Raw genomic sequence first — 21,367 nt, forward strand, 5'->3', positions numbered from 1 at the left:
CGGCCCGTGCGGGGGAGCGGCGGGGCGGATAACCCGGCGGGGAGTTGGGCACCTGTTCCCACGGGTCCGCCCCGGGGGCCGCGGGGCGGGCGGCGGGGGCGGCGTGCCCCGTTGCCGCGGGCCCCGGGCCGATTTATCGTCCCAGCACGATGCGCGAGCAAGATCACAAAATGTGAAGGGGCCGCGACATGGTGGCGAAGAAGACCGCCGCGAAGCAGTCCCCGGCCGCCGCCGGGGACCCCGGCTCGACCGGTTCCCCGGGCGATCCCGGGGCCCCGGAGGACGCCGGGAAGAAGCCGGCGAAGCGGACGGCGGCCCCGTCCCGCGCGTCCGCGGCCGAGGCGGAGGAGGCGGCCGCCCCGAAGGCCGCTAAGCGCCCCGCGAGGAAGGCGGCGGGTGCCGGTGGGGCGGGCGCGGAGGAGTCCGCCGGGAAGCCGGCGAGGAAGGCCGCGAAGAAGACCGCGAAGAAGGCCGCGAAGAAGACCGCGGGGAAGACCGCGGAGACCGTGACGGAAGCCGCGGAGGAGTCCGCGGGGCGGTCGAAGTCCGTGAAGAAGGCCGTCGGCCGGAAGGCCGCCGCGAAGAAGCAGACAGGAGCCAGGACGGTGGCAGCGAAGAAGACCGCGGGTGGCGTCACGACCGCCGAGGACGAGGCGGCCGTGCCCCCGGCGCGTACCGGGGAGCTCGCGGTACGGCCCGGCGAGGACCCGTGGACGCCGGACGAGGTCGCCGAGGCCCGCAGCGAGCTCCAGGCCGAGGTGCTGCGGCTGCGCAGCGAGCTGGCCCACTCGCAGGAGGAGCTGACCGGCCTGATGCGGGACTCCGGCGACGGCGCCGGCCACGACGAGGCCGACACCGGCACCAAGAACATCACCCGCGAGCACGAGCTGGCCCTGGCGGCGAACGCGCGGGAGATGCTGGAGCAGACCGAGCACGCCCTGGAGCGGCTCGACGCGGGCACGTACGGCCTCTGCGAGGTCTGCGGCAAGCCCATCGGCAAGGCCCGGATGCAGGCGTTCCCGCGCGCCACCCTGTGCGTGGAGGACAAGCAGAGGCAGGAGCGGCGCGGCTAGGTCCCCGCGGGCGGTCCGTGCCGCCCCCGACGTGCGCGGACCGGCGGTACGGGCTGCCGGTCCCGTACACCTGTGCCGTACCCTCGGTGCACGGTCAGGCATCGAGGTACGAGGGACTCACTCACGTGGCAGAGGCGGAGAGCGTCATCGGTACGCCGGATTCAGCAGGGGCCGAGGACTCGGCCGTCCCGGAGGAGCGCGCGGAGGAGCGGCCCCGGGGCAGGCGGCGGATCGTCGCGCTCTTCGTGGTGGCCGTGCTCGCCTATCTGATCGACCTCGGCAGCAAGATCGTCGTGGTGGAGAAGCTGGAGGGCCGCGAGCCGATCAAGGTGATCGGCGACCTGCTCCGCTTCGAGGCGATCCGCAACCCGGGCGCGGCCTTCGGCATGGGCGAGGCGTTCACCATCGTCTTCACCTGCATCGCCGCGGCCGTCATCGTGGTGATCATCCGGCTGGCCCGCAAGCTCTACAGCCTGCCCTGGGCGATCGCGCTGGGCCTGCTGCTCGGCGGCGCCCTGGGCAATCTCACCGACCGGCTGTTCCGCTCGCCGGGCGCCTTCGAGGGCGCGGTGGTGGACTTCATCGCCCCGGCGCACTTCGCCGTCTTCAACCTCGCCGACTCGGCGATCGTCTGCGGCGGCATCCTGATCGTCATCCTGTCGTTCCGGGGCCTGGACCCGGACGGCACGATCCACAAGGACTGAGTCCGGACCGCGCGGAGGACGGGCAGGCTTCCGCACAAGGCATACTCGACGGGTGAGCACGAGTCCCGAGATCCGCACCCTGCCCGTTCCCGATGGCCTGGAGGGCGAGCGCGTCGACGCCGCCATCGCCCGTATGTTCGGGTTTTCCCGTACGAAGGCGGCCGAGCTCGCCGCCGCGGGGAAGGTCCAGGTCGACGGCTCCGTCGTCGGCAAGTCCGAGCGGGTCAGCGGCGGGGCGTGGCTGGAGGTCGAGATGCCCGGCGCCCCCGCGCCGGTCCAGATCGTCGCCGAGCCCGTCGAGGGCATGGAGATCGTCCACGACGACGACGACATCGTGGTGATCACCAAGCCGGTCGGGGTCGCCGCCCACCCCAGCCCCGGCTGGACCGGCACCACCGTGATCGGCGGCCTCGCCGCCGCCGGCTACCGGATCTCCACCTCGGGCGCCGCCGAGCGCCAGGGCATCGTGCACCGGCTCGACGTCGGCACCTCGGGCCTGATGGTGGTCGCCAAGTCGGAGTACGCGTACACCTCGCTCAAGCGCCAGTTCAAGGAGCGCACGGTCGAGAAGCGCTACCACGCGCTGGTCCAGGGCCACCCCGACCCGCTGAGCGGCACCATCGACGCGCCCATCGGCCGGCACCCGAACCACGACTACAAGTGGGCCGTGACCGCCGAGGGCAAGCCGTCGGTCACCCACTACGACCTGATCGAGGCGTACCGCGCGGCCTCGCTGCTCGACATCAAGCTGGAGACCGGCCGCACCCACCAGATCCGGGTGCACATGTCGGCCCACCGCCACCCCTGCGTCGGCGACCTGACCTACGGCGCCGACCCGACCATGGCCAAGCGGCTCGGGCTGACCCGCCAGTGGCTGCACGCGGTCCGGCTGGGCTTCGAGCACCCCGGCGACGGGCGGTGGGTCGAGTTCGAGTCCACCTACCCGGCCGACCTGAGCACCGCCCTGGACCGCATCGAGGCGGAGAGCCGGTGAGCGGGGCGTACGCGGTCCGCGAGGCCGTCGGCGAGGACGACCTGGAGAAGTGCTTCGCGGTCCGCCGCGCGGTCTTCGTCGAGGAGCAGGGCGTCCCGCGCGAGCTGGAGTACGACACGTACGACTCCACCGCGGTGCACGTGCTCGCGGTCCGCGCGGACGGGGTGCCGCTGGGCACCGGGCGGCTGCTGCACGGCGAGGACGCGACCGGCAAAACCGGGGCGGACGCCTCCGTCGGCTCGCTCGGCCGGCTCGCCGTCACCGGCGACGCGCGCGGCCTCGGGGTCGGCGCGGCGCTGGTCCGGGCCATCGAGGACGCGGCCCGGGAGCGCGGCCTGGCCGCCGTCGACCTGCACGCCCAGACCCACGCCCTCGGCTTCTACGAGCGCCTGGGATACGCGGCGTACGGCGGGGAGTTCCCGGACGCGGGCATGCCGCACCGGGCCATGCGGCGCGCCCTCTGAGCGCCTCCGTCCCGTAGCACGGCGGACATCTTCCCCCGCCAAGGGGGTCATAGCCGCCAAAACGGACGTACGTGACAGGGTGGGGTCGTGGATCAATTGGCCCTCCTGTTCCTGCTGCTGCTCGGCGCCCTCCTCACCGTCCCGCTGGGGGACCGGCTCGGGCTGCCCGCGCCCGTCCTGATGACGCTCCTCGGGATCGTGCTGGCCTTCCTGCCGTTCGTGCCGAACGTCGACATCCCGCCCGAGTTCATCCTGCCGCTGGTGCTGCCGCCGCTGCTCTACGCCTCGGTGCAGCGGACGTCCTGGCGGCAGTTCGCGGCGAACCGGCGGCCGATCTTCCTGCTCGCGGTCGCCCTGGTCTTCGTCACCACGGCCGCGGTCGGCGCGGTGGCGAACGCGCTGGTGCCCGGGATCCCGCTGGCCGCCGCCTTCGCGCTCGGCGCCCTGATCGCGCCGCCCGACCCGGTCGCGGCGACCGCCGTCGCCGGCTCGCTGGGGCTGCCCCGGCGCCTGGTGTCGATCCTGGAGGGCGAGGGGCTCTTCAACGACGTCACCGCGATCGTGCTCTACCACGTGGCCATCGCGGCGGTGGTGAGCGGCGAGTTCTCCTGGCCGGAGGCGCTGGGCGAGCTGGTCCTCTCGGCGGTCGTGGCGGTCGCCGTCGGCCTCGCGCTGGGCTGGCTCACCAACAAGCTGATGGGCTTCCTCGGCGACGCCACCCTCCAGACCGGACTCACCCTCCTCGTCCCCTTCGTCTCCTACGTCCTCGCCGAGGAGCTGCACGGCTCCGGCGTGCTCGCGGTCCTCGTCACGGCGCTCTTCCTCGCCGAGTACGCGGTGGACGCCGACGACGTGATGGGGCGGCTCGCCGGGCAGACCTTCTGGGAGATCGTCGACACGCTGGTCACCGGCATCGCCTTCGGCCTCATCGGCCTGGAGCTGATCCACGTCTTCGGCGTCGCCGAGGGCCGGGTCGGCGAGATGCTCGGCTGGGGCGCCGCGGTCGTCGCCGTGGTCGTCGGGGTCCGGCTGCTGTGGCTGCTGCCCGCGACCTGGCTGGCCAAGCGGATGCACGACCGGCGGGACGTCGCCGAGGAGATCCCCACGAGCTGGCGGGAGACCGTCGTCATGTGGTGGTCCGGGATGCGCGGGGTGGCCTCGGTCGCGCTGGCCCTCGCCATCCCGCTGACCACCGACGACGGTTCGCCCTTCCCCGGCCGGGACGAGCTGATCTTCATCGCCTTCTGCGTGATCCTGGCCACGCTCGTCGCCCAGGGGCTCACCCTGCCCTGGCTGGTGCGCACGCTCGGCGTGCGGGCCGACGCGGACGCTGAACGGGCCTTCGAGCGGGAGCTCGCCGTGCGCGCCGCGAAGGCCGCCAAGCGGCGGCTGAAGGAGATCGAGGACGTCGAGGAGCTGCCCGAGGAGGTCGCCGAGCGGCTCCAGCGCGGGGCCTTCGACATCGGGGCGCGGATCAGTCCGGACATGGTGGACGAGGAGCGGCGGGCCGCCTTCACCGAGCGGGTCGACCGGGTGAAGCGGCTCCAGGCCATCCAGCGGGAGATGATGTCCGCCGCGCGGCACGCGGTGCTCTCGGCGCGCAGCGAGCCGGGCGCCGACCCCGAGGTGGTGGACCGGGTGCTGCGCCAGCTCGACGTCCGGTCGATGCGCTGACCTGGGGGTTCCGGCGTGTCGTCGGCGGCGGGTGGCAGGATGGCCCGTATGGACATCATGCTTTTCCACTCGGTGCACGGGAAGCGCCCGGCCGTCGACGCCGCCGCCGACCGGCTGCGGGCCGCCGGCCACCAGGTGTGGGTGCCGGACCTCTTCGACGGCTGGACCACCGAATCGGTGGAGGAGGGCATGGCGAGGAAGGACGAGATCGGCTCGGACGAGCTGCTGAAGCGCGCGGTCCTGGCGGCCGCCCCCTACTCGGAGCGCGGTCTCGTCTACGCGGGCTTCTCCTTCGGCGCCTCGGTCGCCCAGACCCTGGCGCTCGGCGACGAGAAGGCGCGCGGGCTGCTGCTGCTCCACGGCACCTCGGACCTCGCGCCGAACGCCTCGGTGGACGACCTGCCCGTGCAGCTGCACGTGGCCGAGCCGGACCCGTTCGAGACCGACGACTGGCTGTCCGCCTGGTACCTCCAGATGCGCAGGGCCGGGGCGGAGGTGGAGGTCTACCGCTACCGGGGGGCCGGGCACGTGTACACGGACCCGGAGCTGCCGGACTGGGACGCCGAGGCGGCGGAGCGGACCTGGGCGATCGCCCTCGACTTCCTCGACGGGCTCGCCGAGGAGGACTGAGACGGGGAACGGCCCCCGGGGAGCACTCCCCGGGGGCCGTTCTCACGCGTGGACGGGCCGTCAGCCGCGGTACGCGGTCCAGTGGTCGTTCATCCGGGTCACCTGGCCCGTGGTGAACTGGTACATGCAGGCGTCGTACGTGTAGTCCATGAAGTTGTGGATCGGGTCCACGCCGGCCTTGGAGGCGCAGGAGTCGCGGCCGGTCGGGCACTCGTACGCCGGGGACTTCTCGGCCGGGGTGTCGGAGACGTAGTCGCCGTTGCCGTTACAGCCGCCCTGGAAGGTGTGGTAGAGGCCCATCCAGTGGCCGACCTCGTGGGTGGCGGTGTCGCCCTCGTCGTAGTTGGCCGCCGAGCCGCCCGGCAGGGAGGCGTCGAGGACGACCACGCCGTCCATGGACGGGTTGGAGTTGTACGAGGTCGGGAAGGTCGCCCAGCCGAGCAGGCCGCCGCCGAGGTTGGCGGTGTAGAAGTTCAGCGCGCCGGCGCCGCCCTTGCGGAGGGTCTGCTTCATCTGCTTCTCGGCGGTGGAGCCCGAGGTCAGGTTGTACCAGCTCGCGTTGTCCGTGTAGTCGGTCCCGGCCAGCGAGAACTGGAAACCGGTGTTGACGTTGCCGGTGCCCTGGCCGCCGTAGGCGGCGTTGAGGACGGCCATCTGGTTGTTGATCTGGGTGGACGTCAGCTTGCCCGTCGTACCGCTGTGGACGACGTGGAAGTACACCGGGATGGTGACCACGGCGGCGGCGTCGGCCTGGGCGCTGACCCGGCCGCTCGACTTGGCGGCGGCCAGCTTCTTGCGCAGGTCGTCGTCCATGGCCTTGGCCTGGGCGGCGCTGACCTCGTTGGGCTCGGCGGCGTGGCTGCCGGCGCCCTTCTCCTTGCGGGCTCCGGACAGGGCGGCCGTGTCGTCGGCGCACTCCTCGGCGGAGGCGCCGGCCAGGGTGGGGGAGGCCTGGGCGACGACGGGGGCGGAGAGGGGTGCCAGGGCCAGGGTTCCGGCCAGGACGGCGGTGCCGAGTACACGACGTGAGGTACGCGGCGATATACGGACAAGAGCACGCACAGGTGACTCCTCGCGGGGGGTGGTGGAGAGGTACTTCCTCGCCACTGCGGGGAGATTACGCGTCCATGTCAGACGTCGTTGAGCGGTGATCAAGCCCAATCAATCGGAGGGCAATTCGGGTGATCGGGAGGAAATTTTCTTGTGGGTTCCGGAGTTTGAGACGTCGACGTAACGAAACCCGCACCGGTGGCGGGTGGTGTGTCCGGTTTCGATCCTCCGGATCCACCACCCGCCGTAGCCATGTGATCCTGCGTTAACACAGAGGATCATGGCCGAAAATCGACGGTCAATCGTCGCTCAGATGACCGGCTGGTACACCCGCTCGACGCGCTGCGTTCCGCTGGCCGTCCGGTAGGAGCGCGCCCAGGACGCGCTCGCGGCCGGATCGCGCTTGTCGGAGACCGTGTAGTAGTCCATCTGCGAGCGCTCGGCGGTCACGTCGAGCACGCCGTAGCCGTGGTGGTCCATGTCCACCCACTTCACGTGCCGGTTGGCCGCCTTCACCGCGCCCGCGGCCACCACCGAGAGGGTGCCGGGGGCGACGTTCAGCAGGTCGTCCAGGTTGTCCGAGGTCACCGAGGTGACCACGAACTCCGTGGCCACCGAGGCCGAGAGCGGGTACGTGGCGGCCCTGGCCGGCACGTCGTTGGCCCAGGCCATGTGGATGTCGCCGGTCAGGAAGACGGTGTTCCGGATCGCCCGGGAGCTCAGGTGCGCGAGGAGCTCCTTGCGGTCGTCGGTGTAGCCGTCCCACTGGTCGACGTTGACCGCGATCCCCTCGGCCGGCAGCCCGAGCAGCCCGGCGAGCGGCTCCAGCAGGTACGCGGGCAGCGAGCCGAAGGCGACCGGCGAGATCATCACCGAGGTGCCGACCAGCTGCCAGGCGGCGTCCGAACCGGCGAGGCCGGACTTCAGCCAGTCGAGCTGCGCCCGGCCCGTGATCGTGCGGTCCGGGTCGTCGACCGTGCCGGAGCCCGTCTTCGCCTGGGCGGAGCGGAAGGAACGCAGGTCCAGCAGGTGCAGATCGGCCAGCCTGCCGAAGCGGAGCCGGCGGAAGACCGTGCCCTCGGTGGAGGCGCGCACCGGCATCCACTCGAAGTAGGCCCGCTTGGCGGCGGCGACCCGGGCGGCCCACTCGCCCTCGGCACCGGGGGTGTGGTTCTCGGCCCCGCCGGTCCAGGCGTCGTTGGCGAACTCGTGGTCGTCCCAGATCGCCACCACCGGGTGGGCCGCGTGCAGCGCCTGGAGGTCCGGGTCCGTCTTGTACCGGCCGTGCCGGGTGCGGTAGTCGGCGAGCGACACGATCTCGTGGCGTGGCTCGTGCGTCCGGACGGTGTCCTCGGCCTTCGGGTAGACCCCGCTGGCGTACTCGTAGATGTAGTCGCCCAGGTGCAGGATCGCGTCGAGGTCGGCGCGGGCGGCCAGGTGGCGGTAGGCGGAGAAGTGCCCGGCCTCGTAGTTGGCGCAGGACACCACGCCGAAGCGGACGCCCGGCGCGGCGGAGTCGGCGGCCGGGGCGGTGCGGGTGCGGCCGGTCGGCGAGACGGTCCCGCCGGCGGTGAAGCGGAAGAAGTAGGCGGTGGCCGGGCGCAGTCCGCGGACGTCGGCCTTGACGGTGTGGTCGGCGGCGGCACCCGCCGTGGTGGCGCCGGAGGCGACGACCCGGGCGAAGCCGCGGTCCTCGGCCACCTCCCAGTCGACGCGGACGTCCGCGCCGAGCCCGGAGCCGGGCACGGCCTCGGGGGAGGGGGTGACGCGCGTCCACAGCAGGACCGATCCGGGCAGCGGGTCGCCGGAGGCGACGCCCTGCGGGAAGGCGGGCGCCGGGGCGTCCGCGAGGGCCGGCCCGGCCGCGGCGGCGAGCGCGTCGGCGGTGGCGGCGGTGACGGCGGCGGCCTTGACGACCGTGCGCCGCGTGGGGGCGGGAGATATGGAGTGACTGGTCACGGCCAGTCAGATTACTGACGGGTACAAAAGGTTGACAGGCGGAATCCGGAAAGTTCTCCGGGGATTCGCCCGCCGCTCACGACGATCTTCCGCCGGAGCCCCTCACTCCCCGGTCCGGGCGGACCGGGGAGGGGCGGGGAGGAGGGTCAGCCGGCCAGGACCGGGGTCAGCGCGGCGTTGAACTCCTCGACCGTCAGCGGCGGGTTCTGCGACCCCTCGGCCGTCAGCGTCCTGCCGTCCATCTTCAGCGTCGGCGTGCCCGTCACACCGCTCTCGCCGAAGGTCTTCGACATCTTCATCGCCCAGGCGTCGAAGGTGCCGTCCTCCACGTGCTGCCGGAAGGCCGCGTTGCCCTTCAGCGCCTCGACCGTGTCCGCGACCTCCAGGAGGTAGGAGTCCTTCGCGAACTTGTCCTCGCTCTCCTCCGGGTGCCACTTCGCGGAGTAGAGCGCCGCCTTGTAGTCGAGGAAGGCCTCCGGGCTCACGTCGAGCGCCGCGCCCAGCGCCGACAGGGCGTTCTTCGAGCCCTCGCCCTGGTCCATGTTGTCGATGAAGGTCGCGCCCACGTACTTGAGCTTGTACTTGCCGGCCGCGACGTCCTTCTCGACGGTGGAGCCGACCGACTGCTCGAAGGTCGCGCAGACCGGGCAGCGCGAGTCCTCGTAGATCTCCAGGGTCTTCTTCGCGGAGTCCTTGCCGACGACGACGGTCGTGCCGTTCGCGCCCTCGGTGTTCTTCGGGGCCGTGACCGTCTTCGCGTCGGCCGCGGTCTCCCACGCGGTGGGCTGGTTGGCCTGGACGACCGCGTAGCCGATGCCGCCGGCGGCGGCGAGCACGGCCACCGCCGAGACGCCGACTACCAGCTGCCGGCGGGCCCGGTCCTTCTTGGCCTGGCGCTCGCGCTCGACGCGCAGACGCTCGCGGGCGGCAGCCTTGTTGGCCTGGTTGTTGCGTGCGCTCATGATCGTGAATCTCCGGGGAGTGAAAGAGGGGGAGGCTGGGGGAGCGTGCGCTCAGACGAGAGCGAGCGATCCCCGCGGCGGCCCCCGCCGCCCCACGGAGTGCACGAGCAGACGCGTGCGGGACGGGCCCGGCCGGGACTCCGGACGCGCCGGGCCCGGCGCCGCCGGACGGTCCGCGCCCACCAGGGCCGCGAGCAGCTCCAGCGGCCGGAAGGCCGAGGCCGCCGCCGCGCCGACCAGCCGGGCCAGCGCCCGCTCGCCGCCGCGCAGCCAGCTCGCGGCCGAGAGGCCGACCAGCACGTGGGCGCCGAGCAGCAGCCAGGGCAGCGCTGGATCGGGGGAGGCGAGCACCGCGGCCGCCCCGCCCTCGGGCGCGGCGACCCCCGGCAGCGGCGTGCCCACGGCCCCGCCGCACAGCACCTCCACCCCGAAGGACCGCAGCGCGCCGGCGACCGGCCCGCCCGCGGGGCCGTAACAGACTGCCTGGCCGGAGGTGAAGAGGGTGTCGGCGGCCAGCTCCAGCGGGACGAGCAGCCCCGCGATCGGGCCGAAGCCCCGCTCCCGGCCGGCCAGCGCGTACGCCACGGCGAAGACCCCGGCGGCGACCGGCAGGACGGTGCCCAGCGGCAGCGGCGCCCCGGAGAGCAGCACATGGGAGGCCACGGACAGGGTCACGACCAGTGCCGTGAAGACCGCTGCCCGCAGCGCCCTCAGCCGCGTCCCTGCCATGTCCATTATTGGACGAGTGTGCCACGGCGGGTCGTAAGGGCCTCCTAAGAAGGAGCTGTGCGCCTGCTTACAGCCCCGGGATCCGGCCGTTCCGGAAGAGGTCCACGAAGATCTGGTGGTCGGCGCGCGCCCGTGCCCCGTACGCGTGGGCGAACTCCACCAGGAGCTCCGCGAAGCCCTCCTCGTCGGCCGAGACGACCGCGTCGATGGCCTGCTCCGTGGAGAACGCCACCAGCGAGTGCCCGCTCGACTCGTCGGCCGCCGCGTGCATGGTCGCGGTCGCCCGCCCCAGGTCCGCCACGGTCAGCGCGATGTCCTGGGGGTCGTCGATGTCCGACCAGTCCAGGTCCACGGCGTACGGCGAGACCTCGGCCACCAGCTGCCCGGCGCCGTCCAGCTCGGTCCACCCCAGCCACGGGTCCGCGTGCGCCTGGAGCGCCCGCTGCGAGATCACCGTGCGGTGCCCCTCGTGCCGGAAGTAGCCCCGCACCGCCGGGTCCGTGACGTGCCGCGACACCGCCGGGGTCTGCGCCTGCTTCATGTAGATCACGACGTCGTTCTCCAGCGCGTCGCTGTGCCCCTCCAGCAGGATGTTGTACGAGGGGAGGCCGGCCGAGCCGATGCCGATCCCGCGCCGCCCGACGACGTCCTTCACGCGGTACGAGTCCGGGCGGACCAGCGAGGACTCCGGCAGGGTCGCCAGATAGCCGTCGAAGGCCGCAAGCACCTTGTAGCGGGTCGCCGCGTCCAGCTCGATCGCCCCGCCGCCGGGCGCGAAGCGGCGCTCGTACTCCCGGATCTCGGTCATCGAGTCCAGCAGCCCGAAGCGGGTCATCGCCCGGGCCTCGCGGAGCGCGCCGAGCAGCGCCCCGTCGGCGGTCTCCAGGGTGAAGCCGGGCGCCTGGTCGCCGCGGCTGCCGGAGGCCAGGGCGCCTATCCGCTCCCGGTAGGCCGCCGCGTAGATCCGGACCAGGTGGGTGATCTGCTCGTCGCTGAGCGCCTTGGCGTAGCCGATCAGGGCGAGGGAGGCGGCGAGCCGCTTGAGGTCCCAGGTGAAGGGGCCCACGTACGCCTCGTCGAAGTCGTTCACGTTGAAGACCAGGCGTCCGTTGGCGTCCATGTAGGTGCCGAAGTTCTCCGCGTGCAGATCGCCGTGGATCCACACCCGGCCGGTCCGCTCGTCCAGGAACGGGCCCTCGTGGGCCTCCGCCTCCAGGTCCCGGTAGAAGAGGCAGGCGGTGCCCCGGTAGAAGGCGAAGGCGGAGCCGGCCATCTTCCGGAACTTGACCCGGAAGGCCGCCGGGTCGGCGGCGAGGAGCTCGCCGAAGGCGGTGTCGAAGACGGCGAGGATCTGCTCGCCGCGCTCGTCGGCGGCGGGCTGGGGGACCGGCATCGAAGTGCCTCCTGGTGCGAGACTGGTCATGACAAATGGGGCAGGTGTTCCACCTCACCCAACGCGCGACCCTAGTCCTCGGTGCCCCGCTCTTGTCACTCGTGCGACGTAGACTTCGACGCTGTCCCCCCGGAGAGCGGGGGTCCGGGGGTCGCTCCCCGGAAGATCGCAGCATCGCCGGAGGCACCCCCCGTGACCAAGCCGCCCTTCACGCACCTCCACGTCCACACCCAGTACTCCCTGCTGGACGGTGCCGCGCGGCTGAAGGACATGTTCAACGCGTGCAACGAGATGGGCATGACCCATATCGCCATGTCCGACCACGGCAACCTGCACGGGGCGTACGACTTCTTCCACACCGCCAAGAAGGCGGGCGTGACGCCGATCATCGGCATCGAGGCGTACGTCGCCCCCGAGTCCCGCCGCAACAAGCGCAAGATCCAGTGGGGCCAGCCGCACCAGAAGCGGGACGACGTCTCCGGCTCCGGCGGTTACACCCACAAGACGATCTGGGCGGCGAACGCCACCGGACTGCACAACCTCTTCAAGCTCTCCTCCGACGCCTACGCCGAGGGCTGGCTCCAGAAGTGGCCCCGGATGGACAAGGAGACCATCTCGCAGTGGTCCGAGGGCCTGATCGCCTCCACCGGCTGCCCCTCCGGCGAGCTGCAGACCCGCCTCCGGCTCGGCCAGTTCGACGAGGCCCTGAAGTCCGCCTCCGAGTACCAGGACATCTTCGGCAAGGAGCGCTACTTCCTGGAGCTGATGGACCACGGCATCGAGATCGAGCGCCGGGTCCGCGACGGCCTCCTGGAGATCGGCAAGAAGCTCGGCATCCCGCCGCTGGTCACCAACGACTCGCACTACACCTACGCGCACGAGGCCACCGCCCACGACGCCCTGCTGTGCATCCAGACCGGCAAGAACCTCTCCGACCCGGACCGCTTCCGCTTCGACGGCACCGGCTACTACCTGAAGTCCACGGACGAGATGTACGCCGTCGACTCCTCGGACGCCTGGCAGGAGGGCTGCCGCAACACCCTCCTCGTCGCCGAGCAGGTGACGACCGACGGCATGTTCGTCGAGAAGAACCTGATGCCGAAGTTCGACATCCCCGAGGGCTACACCGAGGTCACCTGGTTCCGCGAGGAGACCATGCGCGGCATGCACCGCCGCTTCCCCGGGGGCATCCCCGAGGACCGCATGAAGCAGGTCGAGTACGAGATGGACACCATCATCTCGATGGGCTTCCCCGGCTACTTCCTCGTCGTCGCCGACTTCATCATGTGGGCCAAGAAGCAGGGCATCGCGGTGGGCCCGGGCCGAGGCTCCGCGGCCGGCTCGATCGTCGCGTACGCCATGGGCATCACCGACCTCGACCCGATCCCGCACGGCCTGATCTTCGAGCGCTTCCTCAACCCCGAGCGCATCTCCATGCCCGACGTCGACATCGACTTCGACGAGCGCCGGCGCGTCGAGGTGATCCGGTACGTCACGGAGAAGTACGGCTCCGACAAGGTCGCCATGATCGGCACCTACGGCAAGATCAAGGCCAAGAACGCCATCAAGGACTCCGCGCGCGTCCTCGGCTACCCCTACGCCATGGGCGACCGGCTCACCAAGGCCATGCCCGCCGACGTCCTCGGCAAGGGCATCGACCTCAACGGCATCACCGACCCCTCGCACCCGCGCTACGGCGAGGCCGGCGAGATCCGCGCGATGTACGAGAACGAGCCGGACGTCAAGAAGGTCATCGACACCGCCCGGGGCGTCGAGGGCCTGGTCCGCCAGATGGGCGTGCACGCCGCCGGCGTCATCATGTCCAGCGAGCCCATCGTCGACCACGCCCCGATCTGGGTGCGCCACACCGACGGCGTCACCATCACGCAGTGGGACTACCCCCAGTGCGAGTCGCTCGGCCTGCTCAAGATGGACTTCCTGGGCCTGCGCAACCTCACGATCATGGACGACGCCGTCAAGATGGTGAAGGCCAACAAGGGGATCGAGCTCGACCTCCTGGCCCTCCCGCTCGACGACCCCAAGACCTTCGAGCTGCTCCAGCGCGGCGACACCCTCGGCGTCTTCCAGTTCGACGGCGGACCCATGCGCTCCCTGCTGCGCCTGATGAAGCCCGACAACTTCGAAGACATCTCCGCCGTGTCCGCCCTGTACCGGCCGGGCCCGATGGGCATGAACTCGCACACGAACTACGCCCTGCGCAAGAACGCGCAGCAGGAGATCACCCCGATCCACCCCGAGCTGGAGAAGCCGCTCGAAGAGGTGCTCGCGGTCACCTACGGCCTCATCGTGTACCAGGAGCAGGTGCAGAAGGCCGCCCAGATCATCGCCGGGTACTCGCTCGGCGAGGCCGACATCCTCCGCCGCGTGATGGGCAAGAAGAAGCCCGAGGAGCTGGCGAAGAACTTCGTCATCTTCCAGGCCGGAGCCAAGAAGAACGGCTACAGCGACGAGGCCATCCAGGCCCTCTGGGACGTCCTGGTCCCCTTCGCCGGCTACGCCTTCAACAAGGCCCACTCGGCCGCGTACGGCCTGGTCTCCTACTGGACGGCCTACCTCAAGGCCAACTTCCCGGCCGAGTACATGGCCGGACTGCTGACCTCGGTCAAGGACGACAAGGACAAGTCCGCGGTCTACCTCAACGAGTGCCGCCGGATGGGCATCAAGGTGCTCCCGCCCAACGTCAACGAGTCCGAGTCGAACTTCGCCGCCCAGGGCGACGACGTGATCCTCTTCGGCCTCTCCGCCGTCCGCAACGTCGGCACCAACGTCGTCGAGTCGATCATCAAGTCGCGCAAGGCGAAGGGGAAGTACGCCACCTTCCCGGACTTCCTCGACAAGGTCGAGGCCGTCGTCTGCAATAAGCGGACCGTCGAGTCGCTGATCAAGGCCGGCGCCTTCGACGAGATGGGCCACACCCGCAAGGGCCTGGTCGCCCACCACGAGCCCATGATCGACAACGTGGTGGCGGTCAAGCGCAAGGAGGCCGAGGGTCAGTTCGACCTGTTCGGCGGGATGGGCGACGAGGCGAGCGACGAGCCGGGCTTCGGCCTCGACGTCGAGTTCTCCGACGTCGAGTGGGAGAAGTCCTACCTGCTCGCCCAGGAGCGCGAGATGCTCGGCCTGTACGTCTCCGACCACCCGCTCTTCGGCATCGAGCACGTCCTCTCCGACAAGACCGACGCGGCGATCTCCCAGCTCACCGGCGGCGAGCACGCCGACGGCGCGGTCGTCACCATCGGCGGCATCATCTCCGGCCTCCAGCGGAAGATGACCAAGCAGGGCAACGCCTGGGCCATCGCCACCGTCGAGGACCTGGCCGGCTCCATCGAGTGCATGTTCTTCCCCGCCACCTACCAGCTGGTCTCCACCCAGCTCGTCGAGGACGCCGTCGTCTTCGTCAAGGGCCGGCTCGACAAGCGCGAGGACATCCCCCGGCTGGTCGCCATGGAGCTGATGGTCCCCGACCTCTCCAACGCCGGGACCAACGCCCCCGTGATCCTCACCATCCCGGCCCTCAAGGTCACCCCGCCGATGGTGAGCCGACTGGACGAGATCCTCCGCCACCACAAGGGCAACACCGAGGTGCGGATCAAGCTCCAGGGCCCCCGCTCCACCACCGTCCTCCGCCTCGACCGGCACCGGGTGACGGCCGACCCCGCCCTGTTCGGCGACCTGAAGGTGCTGCTCGGCCCGTCCTGCCTGGCCGGATAGCCCGTCCGCGCGCACGCGCAAGGGGCGCGCCCGTCGTCACGGGCGCGCCCCTTTGCCGTCTTCCGGGCGTCAGTTGTGGCCGAAGCGCTTCTGACGGCCCTTCCGCGCCATGTCACCGGGGGTGACCTGGGAGGCGCGGCTCTCGGCCTGGGACTCCATCGACGACTGCTGCGCCTGCTGGGCACCGCGCTCGGCCGGCGACTGCTGCTTCTGACGGTTCTGGTTGCGGTTCTTGGCCATGGGGATGATGCCTCCTCGAGGGGACCTAGGGGCCAGGGCCGCTGTCAGACTCACACACGGGAGAAACCGCCGCATGTTGGATCATTACGGTGCGTGAGGGCGGCCGGTGCGGAGACCGTCGGCGGCTCCGCCACGCCGATGATCCAGTTCCGGCCGTCTACCCCCCGGCCGTCGGGCAGACTCGAAAGAACCCGGAACACCTGAGATCCCGAGTCCGGCCGAGATCCGAAAGAGGGTGGAGCACGTGGACCGATGCGTCGTTCTGGTGGACGCCGGCTATCTGCTGGGGGCGGCCGCCAGCCTGCTCGCCGGGGAACCGGCCCGGTCCCGCATCAGCGTGGACCACGCGGGTCTCATCCAGCAGCTGAGGGAACGGGCCGAGATCGAGACCGGCCTCCCGCTGCTGCGGATCTACTGGTTCGACGGCGCCCCCGACCGGGTGCCCCAGCCCGAGCACCGCAGGCTGCGCGTGATGCCCCGGGTCACCGTCCGGCTGGGCGCCCTGACCCGCAGCGACGGGCGGTGGGCCCAGAAGGGCGTCGACGCGGCCATGCACACCGAGCTCACCGAGCTGGCCCGCAACCGCGCCTGCACCGACATCGTCCTCGTCACCGGCGACGGCGACCTGCTGCCCGGCCTGATGTCCGCCAAGGAGCACGGCGTCGCCGTCCACCTCTGGGCCGTCCAGGCCGCCGACGGTGACTACAACCAGTCCGAGGACCTGGTCGCCGAGGCCGACGAGCGCCGGGTCCTCGACCGGATCTGGATCACCCGGGCCGTCCGCGCCAAGGACCTCACCGGCGTCTGCGCCCCGCCGCCGGTGCCCCGCCCGGAGATCGCCGCCATCCTCTCCGCGCCGCTGCCCGAGGCCGCCCTCGCCGCCGACGAACAGGCCGCCGAGGCCGCCGCGGCCACCGCGCGGAACGGGGATCCGACCCCCGACGGCGCCCCGGTGCCCCCCGCCGACGGCCACGGCGTTGCGGCCCCCGCCGCCGGCAAGGCCGTGCCCACCCCCAAGGACCTCGCCGGGCTGCGCCCCGCCGCCGCCCCGCACCCCGCCGCTCCCCAGGCGGCCAGCGCCCTGCGCTGGTCCTCCGAGCGGGGCTGGGTCGAGCGGCCCCCGACCACCCTCGGCGAGCCGCCCGAGACCGCCTCGCTGCCCACCCTCGCCCAGCTCACCAGCGCCGAGCAGCGCTGGGCCGACCGCGAGGAGGACATCACCACCGTCGGCGGCGACCCCTTCGAAGTCGGACAGGTGTTCGCCCGACGGTGGCTGGAACGACTTCCCGAGCAGAGCCACGCCCACCGGCTCGCCGTCCTCTACCCCCGCGTCCCGCACCGCATCGACGGCGAACTCCTCCGCTACGCGGCCCGGTTCGGCCTCCTCGCCCACAAGGACGACCAGATCGACGAGCACGACCGCTACGCCATCCGCGCCGGATTCTGGCGCGAGATCGACGTCCGCGCCGCCGCCGAACAAGCCCCCGCGCCCGGACCGGGACCGGCGACCCCGTAGGCTCTTCCCCCGTGAGTACGGTGTGCGTGGTGCGGGATCTGGTCAAGACGTACCCCGCCACGCGCGGCAGGCGCGGTGCGCCCGCGACCCCCGAGGTGCGGGCCACCGACGGGATCAGCCTCGACGTGCGCGGCGGCGAGGTCTTCGGGCTGCTCGGCCCCAACGGCGCGGGCAAGTCCACCCTGGTCCGCCAGCTGACCGGACTCATGCGCCCCGACTCCGGCACCGTCGAGCTGCTCGGCCACGACCTCGTCCGGCACCCCGAGCGCGCCGCCCGCCTCCTCGCCTACCTCGGCCAGGAGTCCACCGCCCTCGACGAGCTGACCGTCGCCCTCGCCGCCGAGACCACCGGCCGGCTGCGCGGCCTCACCGCCGCCGACGCCCGCGCCGAGCGGGACGCCGTCCTCGACGAGCTGGGCCTCGGCGAGCTGGCCGGACGGCCGCTCAAGAAGCTCTCCGGCGGCCAGCGGCGGCTCGCCTGCTTCGCCACCGCCCTCGTCGGCCACCGGCCGGTCCTCGTCCTCGACGAGCCCACCACCGGCATGGACCCGGTCGCGCGCCGCGCCGTCTGGGCCGCCGTCGACCGCCGCCGCGCCGAACACGGCACCACCGTCCTCCTCGTCACCCACAACGTCATCGAGGCCGAGACCGTCCTCGACCGGGTCGCCGTCCTCGACCGCGGCCGGGTGATCGCCTGCGACACCCCCGCCGGGCTCAAGGAGCGCGTCGCCGACGAGGTCCGCGTCGAACTGCTGTGGCGCGAGTCCGCCCCGCTCGGCCTCCCCGAGATCGCCGCCCTGCGCGAACTGGCCCAGGAGTCCGGCCGCCGCTGGGTCCTCCGGCTCGCCCCCGACGCCGCCCGCGCGGCCGTCGCCACGGTCACCGGCGGCGCCGCCTTCGCCGCCCTCGACGACTTCACCCTCGCCACGCCCAGCCTGGAGGACGTCTACCTCGCCCTCGGCGGCGCCGCGCGCGAAGGACTGGTGAAGGCGTGACCCCCTCCCGTACGCCCGGCACCCGCTCCGGGCCCGTCGCCGCCCGCACCACCGGCGTGACCCCCCACGTACCGCACGTCACCCCCAGGAGCTGTCCGCGTTGAGCACCCTGCCCGCCGAGGCCCTGCCGGCCGGCGTGCCGGCCGCCCGGGCCCGGGACGCCGAGGAGGCCGCGCCCCTCGCCCCGACCGCCCGGCTGCTGCCCTCCCTCGCCGCCGTCTACAAGGCGCAGCTCAGCCGGGCCCGGGTGGCCCGCATCCCGCTGCTCTTCGTCGCCACCTTCCAGTCCATCGGGATCATGATCCTGATGCGCGGGGTCGTCGACGGCGGCTCCGAGGCCCGCGCGGTCGTCGCCGGCTCCACCGTCCTCGTCGTCGCCTTCGTCGCCCTCAACCTGCTCGCCCAGTACTTCGGCCAGCTCAGGGCCAGCGGCGGCCTCGACCACTACGCCACCCTGCCGGTGCCGCCCGCGGCCGTGGTGCTCGGCGCCGCCGGCGCGTACGCCTCCTTCACCGTCCCCGGCACGCTCGTCACCGCCGTCACCGGCGCCGTCCTCTTCGGCCTGCCGCTCGGCCACCTGTGGCTGCTCGCCGCCGTCGTGCCCCTCTCCGGCGCCGCCCTCTCCGGGCTCGGGGCCGCCCTCGGGCTGCTCGCCCCCCGCCAGGAGCTGGCCACCCTCCTCGGCCAGCTCGGCATGTCGGCGGCGCTGCTCCTCGGCGTGCTCCCCGCCGAGCGGATGCCGCAGCCGATCGGCTGGGCGCGGGACCTGCTGCCCTCCACGTACGGCGTCGAGGCCCTGGCCCGCGCCTTCGACCCGCACCCGGACTGGGCGACCGTCGCCCTCGACCTCGGTGTCTGCGCCGCCGTCGGCGTCCTGTCGCTGGCCGTCGCCACCTGGGCCTACCGCCGGGCCGCGGTCCGCTGAGGCGGGTCACAGGCGCACCTGGCACGATGGCGGGGTGACCGCACCCCTGACGCCTTCCCAGCCGCCGCCGCACGATTCCGGGTGGCCCCCGCCCCCGCCGCACGAGGGACCGGCCGGCGACCCGATCACCGCGGCCGAGGTCGTCCAGGGCCTCGTGGTGACGGCCGCCTCCGCCGTCGCCGGAGCGGTGCTCGGCGCGCTCTGGGTGTGGCTGGCCCCCACGGTCCAGCTGATCTCCGACGGCAAGGGCGTCTATCTGCGGGACTCCGAGGGGGAGGCCGCGATCGGCGCCGACGGCACCTTCGTCCTCCTCGCCCTCGCCTTCGGCGCCGTCGCCGGACTGGTGGTCTTCCTGGTCCGCCGCAAGGGCGGCGTGCCGCTCGCCCTCGGGCTCGCGGTCGGCGGCGTCCTCGGCTCGCTGCTCGCCTGGTGGCTGGGGACGAAGCTGGGGCCGACCGCCGACGTCGTCGCCCACGCCAAGGCCGTCGGCCCCGAGGTCGTCTTCGAGGCCCCGCTGAAGCTCCAGATGGGCGCCGCGGCGATGCTGGCCTGGCCGCTCGCCGCGACGGTCGTCCACCTGCTCCTGACCGGGCTCTTCGGCCCCCGCGACCCGGAGCCGGGCTGGGACCTCCAGAAGCGCTGACCCGCGGGGGTCAGCCGCGGCCGATCGGGGCCAGCACGGCCGCGGTGAGCGCGGCCAGGTCGGCGGGGGAGAGCTCGACCTCCAGGCCCCGCCGGCCCGCCGAGACGCAGATCGTGGCGTGCTCGGACGCCGAGGAGTCGAGCACGGTGCGCAGCCGCTTGCGCTGGCCCAGCGGCGAGATCCCGCCCCGGACGTAGCCGGTCGTCCGCTCGGCCGCCGCCGGGTCCGCCATCGCCGCCCGCTTGCCGCCCACGGCCGACGCCAGCGCCTTCAGGTCCAGCTGGCCGGCGACCGGCACCACCGCCACCGTCAGCTCCCCGTCGACGTCCGCCACCAGCGTCTTGAAGACCCGGTCGGGGGTGACGCCCAGCGCCTCCGCCGCCTCCTCGCCGTACGACGGGGTCGCCGGGTCGTGCTCGTAGGCGTGCAGGGTGTACGCCGTGCCGGCCGCCGCCAGGGCCACCGTCGCCGGGGTCCCGCCCGCCCGTCGGCCACCACCGCCCTTATCCGAATGCGCTTCGCGCGCCCCTGTCGTGTTCTTCTGCTTCTTCTTCGCCACGGGGCCTCTCGGTTCCCTCGGTCCGTCAGTTCGGGTAGGTGGGCGCCTGGGTCAGCTCCACCGCCGGCAGCGACGGCAGGTGCCGCAGTACCGCCGTCTCCGCGCGCAGCAGCGCCAGCTCCTCGCGCAGCCGGGCCGTCGTGTCCGGGGCCTCCAGGAGCCGCTGCTTCGTGGGGATGTCCACCTGGGCCGCGGCGGCGACCAGATACGACACCACCGAGGGGTCGTCGGGCAGCTCCGTGGTCGTCAGCGACCGCTCCCGCGCCCCCGCCAGCCGCTTCTGGTAGGCGCGGAAGGCCCGCAGCACGCCCTCGGCCAGCGCCTCCGCCTCGTCGCCCGGCTTCTCCGGCAGCTCCTCGGTCTCGGCCGTCAGGAACGGCCCGCCCGCGTCCACGGAGAGCAGCCGCACCCGCGTGGTGCCGGTGACCATCACCTCGTACGAGCCGTCCCCCCGCTGCCGGATGCTCGCCGCGTCCGCGACGCACGCCACCGGGTGGAAGCTCTTGAGCGGGTCCGGTCCGAAGCCCGCGGCCGGGCCCTTTTCGGGCAGGGCCGTCGGGTCCGGCATCCCGGGCGCGGTCGGCGCGACCTCGTGCCCGTCCCGGATCGCGACCACGGCGAACCGTCGCGGCTCGGAGTCGTCGATGTCGAGCAGCGCGCGCATCATGGCGCGATACCGCTCCTCGAAGACGTTGAGAGGCAGCACGAGGCCCGGGAACAGCACCGCGTTGAGCGGGAAGAGGGGCAGGCGAGCGGTGGTCACAGCGGCCAGCCTAATGGCCGCGCGGACCGCTCCGTCCGGGGATTGCCCCAGCCCGCCCCCACAGCGGACTCCGGCGCGCCAGCTCGGTCCGGGTCCGGTCCCGGGTGGCCAGGAACCGACGGAGCGGATCGTGCCCGCCCACGGCCCACGGGAAGGAGGTGGCGTGCGGCCCCGTCCGGCCGAACTCGGCCAGCGCCTCCTCCCACCGCCCCCGCTCCACCAGCACGTACGCCAGCAGGTTCCGCGCCTCGGCCGGCCACGGGTCGCCCGCCGCGAAGGCCGCCGACAGGGCCAGGCCCCGGTCCGCCGCCCGGTCGATCCGCGCGCCGCCCGCCGCGGGACCGGCCGGCCGGTCCCGCCCC

General features: G+C 72.6%; 19 protein-coding genes and 1 pseudogene. 11 read left to right on the top strand and 9 right to left on the bottom strand.

The window, feature by feature from the left end; all coding sequences use genetic code 11:
- Positions 1-188 precede the first annotated feature (188 nt).
- The 6 genes from IE321_RS12530 to IE321_RS12555 all read left to right on the top strand — a co-directional run bounded on the left by IE321_RS12530 (position 189) and on the right by IE321_RS12555 (position 5,539).
- The gene (locus IE321_RS12530; RefSeq protein ID WP_190222900.1) at positions 189-1,073 is read left to right on the top strand and encodes a TraR/DksA family transcriptional regulator; all 885 of its coding nucleotides are present in this window, start codon (positions 189-191) and stop codon (positions 1,071-1,073) included.
- 125 nt (positions 1,074-1,198) lie between these two features.
- Positions 1,199-1,777, top strand: a complete 579-nt coding sequence (gene lspA, locus IE321_RS12535) for a signal peptidase II (protein WP_190222901.1) — start codon at positions 1,199-1,201, stop codon at positions 1,775-1,777.
- A 52-nt stretch (positions 1,778-1,829) separates the two neighbouring features.
- Positions 1,830-2,771 (top strand): RluA family pseudouridine synthase, encoded by a 942-nt coding sequence (locus IE321_RS12540; RefSeq protein WP_043223136.1) that lies wholly within the window; start codon positions 1,830-1,832, stop codon positions 2,769-2,771.
- A complete protein-coding gene (locus IE321_RS12545; RefSeq protein WP_043223138.1) occupies positions 2,768-3,235 on the top strand; it encodes a GNAT family N-acetyltransferase in 468 nt (155 codons plus the stop codon). Before IE321_RS12540 ends, IE321_RS12545 begins: the two co-directional genes overlap by 4 nt.
- A gap of 87 nt (positions 3,236-3,322) precedes the next feature.
- Entirely contained in the window at positions 3,323-4,909 is a 1,587-nt protein-coding gene (locus tag IE321_RS12550; RefSeq protein WP_043223140.1) for a Na+/H+ antiporter, read from the top strand.
- A gap of 48 nt (positions 4,910-4,957) precedes the next feature.
- Positions 4,958-5,539: a dienelactone hydrolase family protein gene (locus tag IE321_RS12555; protein ID WP_043223142.1), complete on the top strand. Its 582-nt coding sequence runs from the start codon at positions 4,958-4,960 to the stop codon at positions 5,537-5,539.
- A 60-nt stretch (positions 5,540-5,599) separates the two neighbouring features.
- Here the strand turns inward: IE321_RS12555 and IE321_RS12560 are convergent, their stop codons facing one another.
- From IE321_RS12560 to IE321_RS12580, 5 genes are all read right to left on the bottom strand, one after another.
- Positions 5,600-6,601 (bottom strand): zinc metalloprotease, encoded by a 1,002-nt coding sequence (locus IE321_RS12560; protein ID WP_051841867.1) that lies wholly within the window; start codon positions 6,599-6,601, stop codon positions 5,600-5,602.
- A 297-nt stretch (positions 6,602-6,898) separates the two neighbouring features.
- Entirely contained in the window at positions 6,899-8,548 is a 1,650-nt protein-coding gene (locus tag IE321_RS12565; RefSeq protein WP_190222902.1) for an alkaline phosphatase D family protein, read from the bottom strand.
- 146 nt (positions 8,549-8,694) lie between these two features.
- Positions 8,695-9,510 carry a thioredoxin domain-containing protein gene (locus tag IE321_RS12570; RefSeq protein ID WP_190222903.1) on the bottom strand — a complete coding sequence of 272 codons (816 nt, stop codon included), beginning with the start codon at positions 9,508-9,510 and terminating at the stop codon, positions 8,695-8,697.
- A 51-nt stretch (positions 9,511-9,561) separates the two neighbouring features.
- Entirely contained in the window at positions 9,562-10,245 is a 684-nt protein-coding gene (locus IE321_RS12575) for a hypothetical protein (protein ID WP_043223147.1), read from the bottom strand.
- 61 nt (positions 10,246-10,306) lie between these two features.
- The gene (locus IE321_RS12580; protein ID WP_190222904.1) at positions 10,307-11,632 is read right to left on the bottom strand and encodes a DUF2252 domain-containing protein; all 1,326 of its coding nucleotides are present in this window, start codon (positions 11,630-11,632) and stop codon (positions 10,307-10,309) included.
- A gap of 192 nt (positions 11,633-11,824) precedes the next feature.
- Between IE321_RS12580 and dnaE the strand changes: the two genes are divergently transcribed.
- Positions 11,825-15,364 (top strand): DNA polymerase III subunit alpha, encoded by a 3,540-nt coding sequence (gene dnaE, locus IE321_RS12585; protein ID WP_043223151.1) that lies wholly within the window; start codon positions 11,825-11,827, stop codon positions 15,362-15,364.
- A 69-nt stretch (positions 15,365-15,433) separates the two neighbouring features.
- On the opposite strand, the gene IE321_RS12590 is transcribed toward dnaE, so the two are convergent.
- Entirely contained in the window at positions 15,434-15,604 is a 171-nt protein-coding gene (locus tag IE321_RS12590) for a hypothetical protein (protein WP_170313797.1), read from the bottom strand.
- A 235-nt stretch (positions 15,605-15,839) separates the two neighbouring features.
- On the opposite strand from IE321_RS12590, the gene IE321_RS12595 reads away from it, so the two are divergent.
- The 4 genes from IE321_RS12595 (at position 15,840) to IE321_RS12610 (ending at position 19,683) form a co-directional block, all read left to right on the top strand.
- On the top strand, positions 15,840-17,120 hold the full coding sequence (locus tag IE321_RS12595; protein ID WP_190222905.1) for an NYN domain-containing protein: 1,281 nt from the start codon (positions 15,840-15,842) through the stop codon (positions 17,118-17,120).
- Positions 17,121-17,131: 11 nt separating this feature from the next.
- Positions 17,132-18,115 (top strand): ABC transporter ATP-binding protein, encoded by a 984-nt coding sequence (locus IE321_RS12600; protein ID WP_229916376.1) that lies wholly within the window; start codon positions 17,132-17,134, stop codon positions 18,113-18,115.
- Positions 18,116-18,215: 100 nt separating this feature from the next.
- Complete coding sequence (locus tag IE321_RS12605) at positions 18,216-19,040, top strand: ABC transporter permease (protein ID WP_370531596.1); 825 nt, start codon at positions 18,216-18,218, stop codon at positions 19,038-19,040.
- Between the two features lie 34 nt (positions 19,041-19,074).
- Positions 19,075-19,683 (top strand): DUF2567 domain-containing protein, encoded by a 609-nt coding sequence (locus tag IE321_RS12610; protein WP_190222906.1) that lies wholly within the window; start codon positions 19,075-19,077, stop codon positions 19,681-19,683.
- 10 nt (positions 19,684-19,693) lie between these two features.
- Here IE321_RS12610 and ybaK read toward each other — a convergent pair whose 3' ends face one another.
- The 3 genes and pseudogenes from ybaK to IE321_RS12625 all read right to left on the bottom strand — a co-directional run.
- Positions 19,694-20,146 (bottom strand): Cys-tRNA(Pro) deacylase, encoded by a 453-nt coding sequence (gene ybaK / locus IE321_RS12615; RefSeq protein ID WP_051841868.1) that lies wholly within the window; start codon positions 20,144-20,146, stop codon positions 19,694-19,696.
- Between the two features lie 121 nt (positions 20,147-20,267).
- Positions 20,268-21,005, bottom strand: a complete 738-nt coding sequence (locus tag IE321_RS12620) for an LON peptidase substrate-binding domain-containing protein (RefSeq protein ID WP_043223160.1) — start codon at positions 21,003-21,005, stop codon at positions 20,268-20,270.
- A 10-nt stretch (positions 21,006-21,015) separates the two neighbouring features.
- A pseudogene (locus IE321_RS12625) lies at positions 21,016-21,367 on the bottom strand (hypothetical protein); the annotation flags it as partial.

It is taken from the genome of Streptomyces hydrogenans (genome assembly GCF_014656075.1).
Lineage (GTDB): Bacteria > Actinomycetota > Actinomycetes > Streptomycetales > Streptomycetaceae > Streptomyces > Streptomyces hydrogenans.

Coding starts and splice junctions, on each gene's coding strand:
- IE321_RS12530 (WP_190222900.1), top strand. CDS start 189: ATGGTGGCGAAGAAGACCGCCGCGAAGCAGTCCCCGGCCGCCGCCGGG.
- IE321_RS12555 (WP_043223142.1), top strand. CDS start 4,958: ATGGACATCATGCTTTTCCACTCGGTGCACGGGAAGCGCCCGGCCGTC.
- IE321_RS12570 (WP_190222903.1), bottom strand. CDS start 9,510: ATGAGCGCACGCAACAACCAGGCCAACAAGGCTGCCGCCCGCGAGCGT.
- IE321_RS12575 (WP_043223147.1), bottom strand. CDS start 10,245: ATGGACATGGCAGGGACGCGGCTGAGGGCGCTGCGGGCAGCGGTCTTC.
- IE321_RS12580 (WP_190222904.1), bottom strand. CDS start 11,632: ATGCCGGTCCCCCAGCCCGCCGCCGACGAGCGCGGCGAGCAGATCCTC.
- IE321_RS12590 (WP_170313797.1), bottom strand. CDS start 15,604: ATGGCCAAGAACCGCAACCAGAACCGTCAGAAGCAGCAGTCGCCGGCC.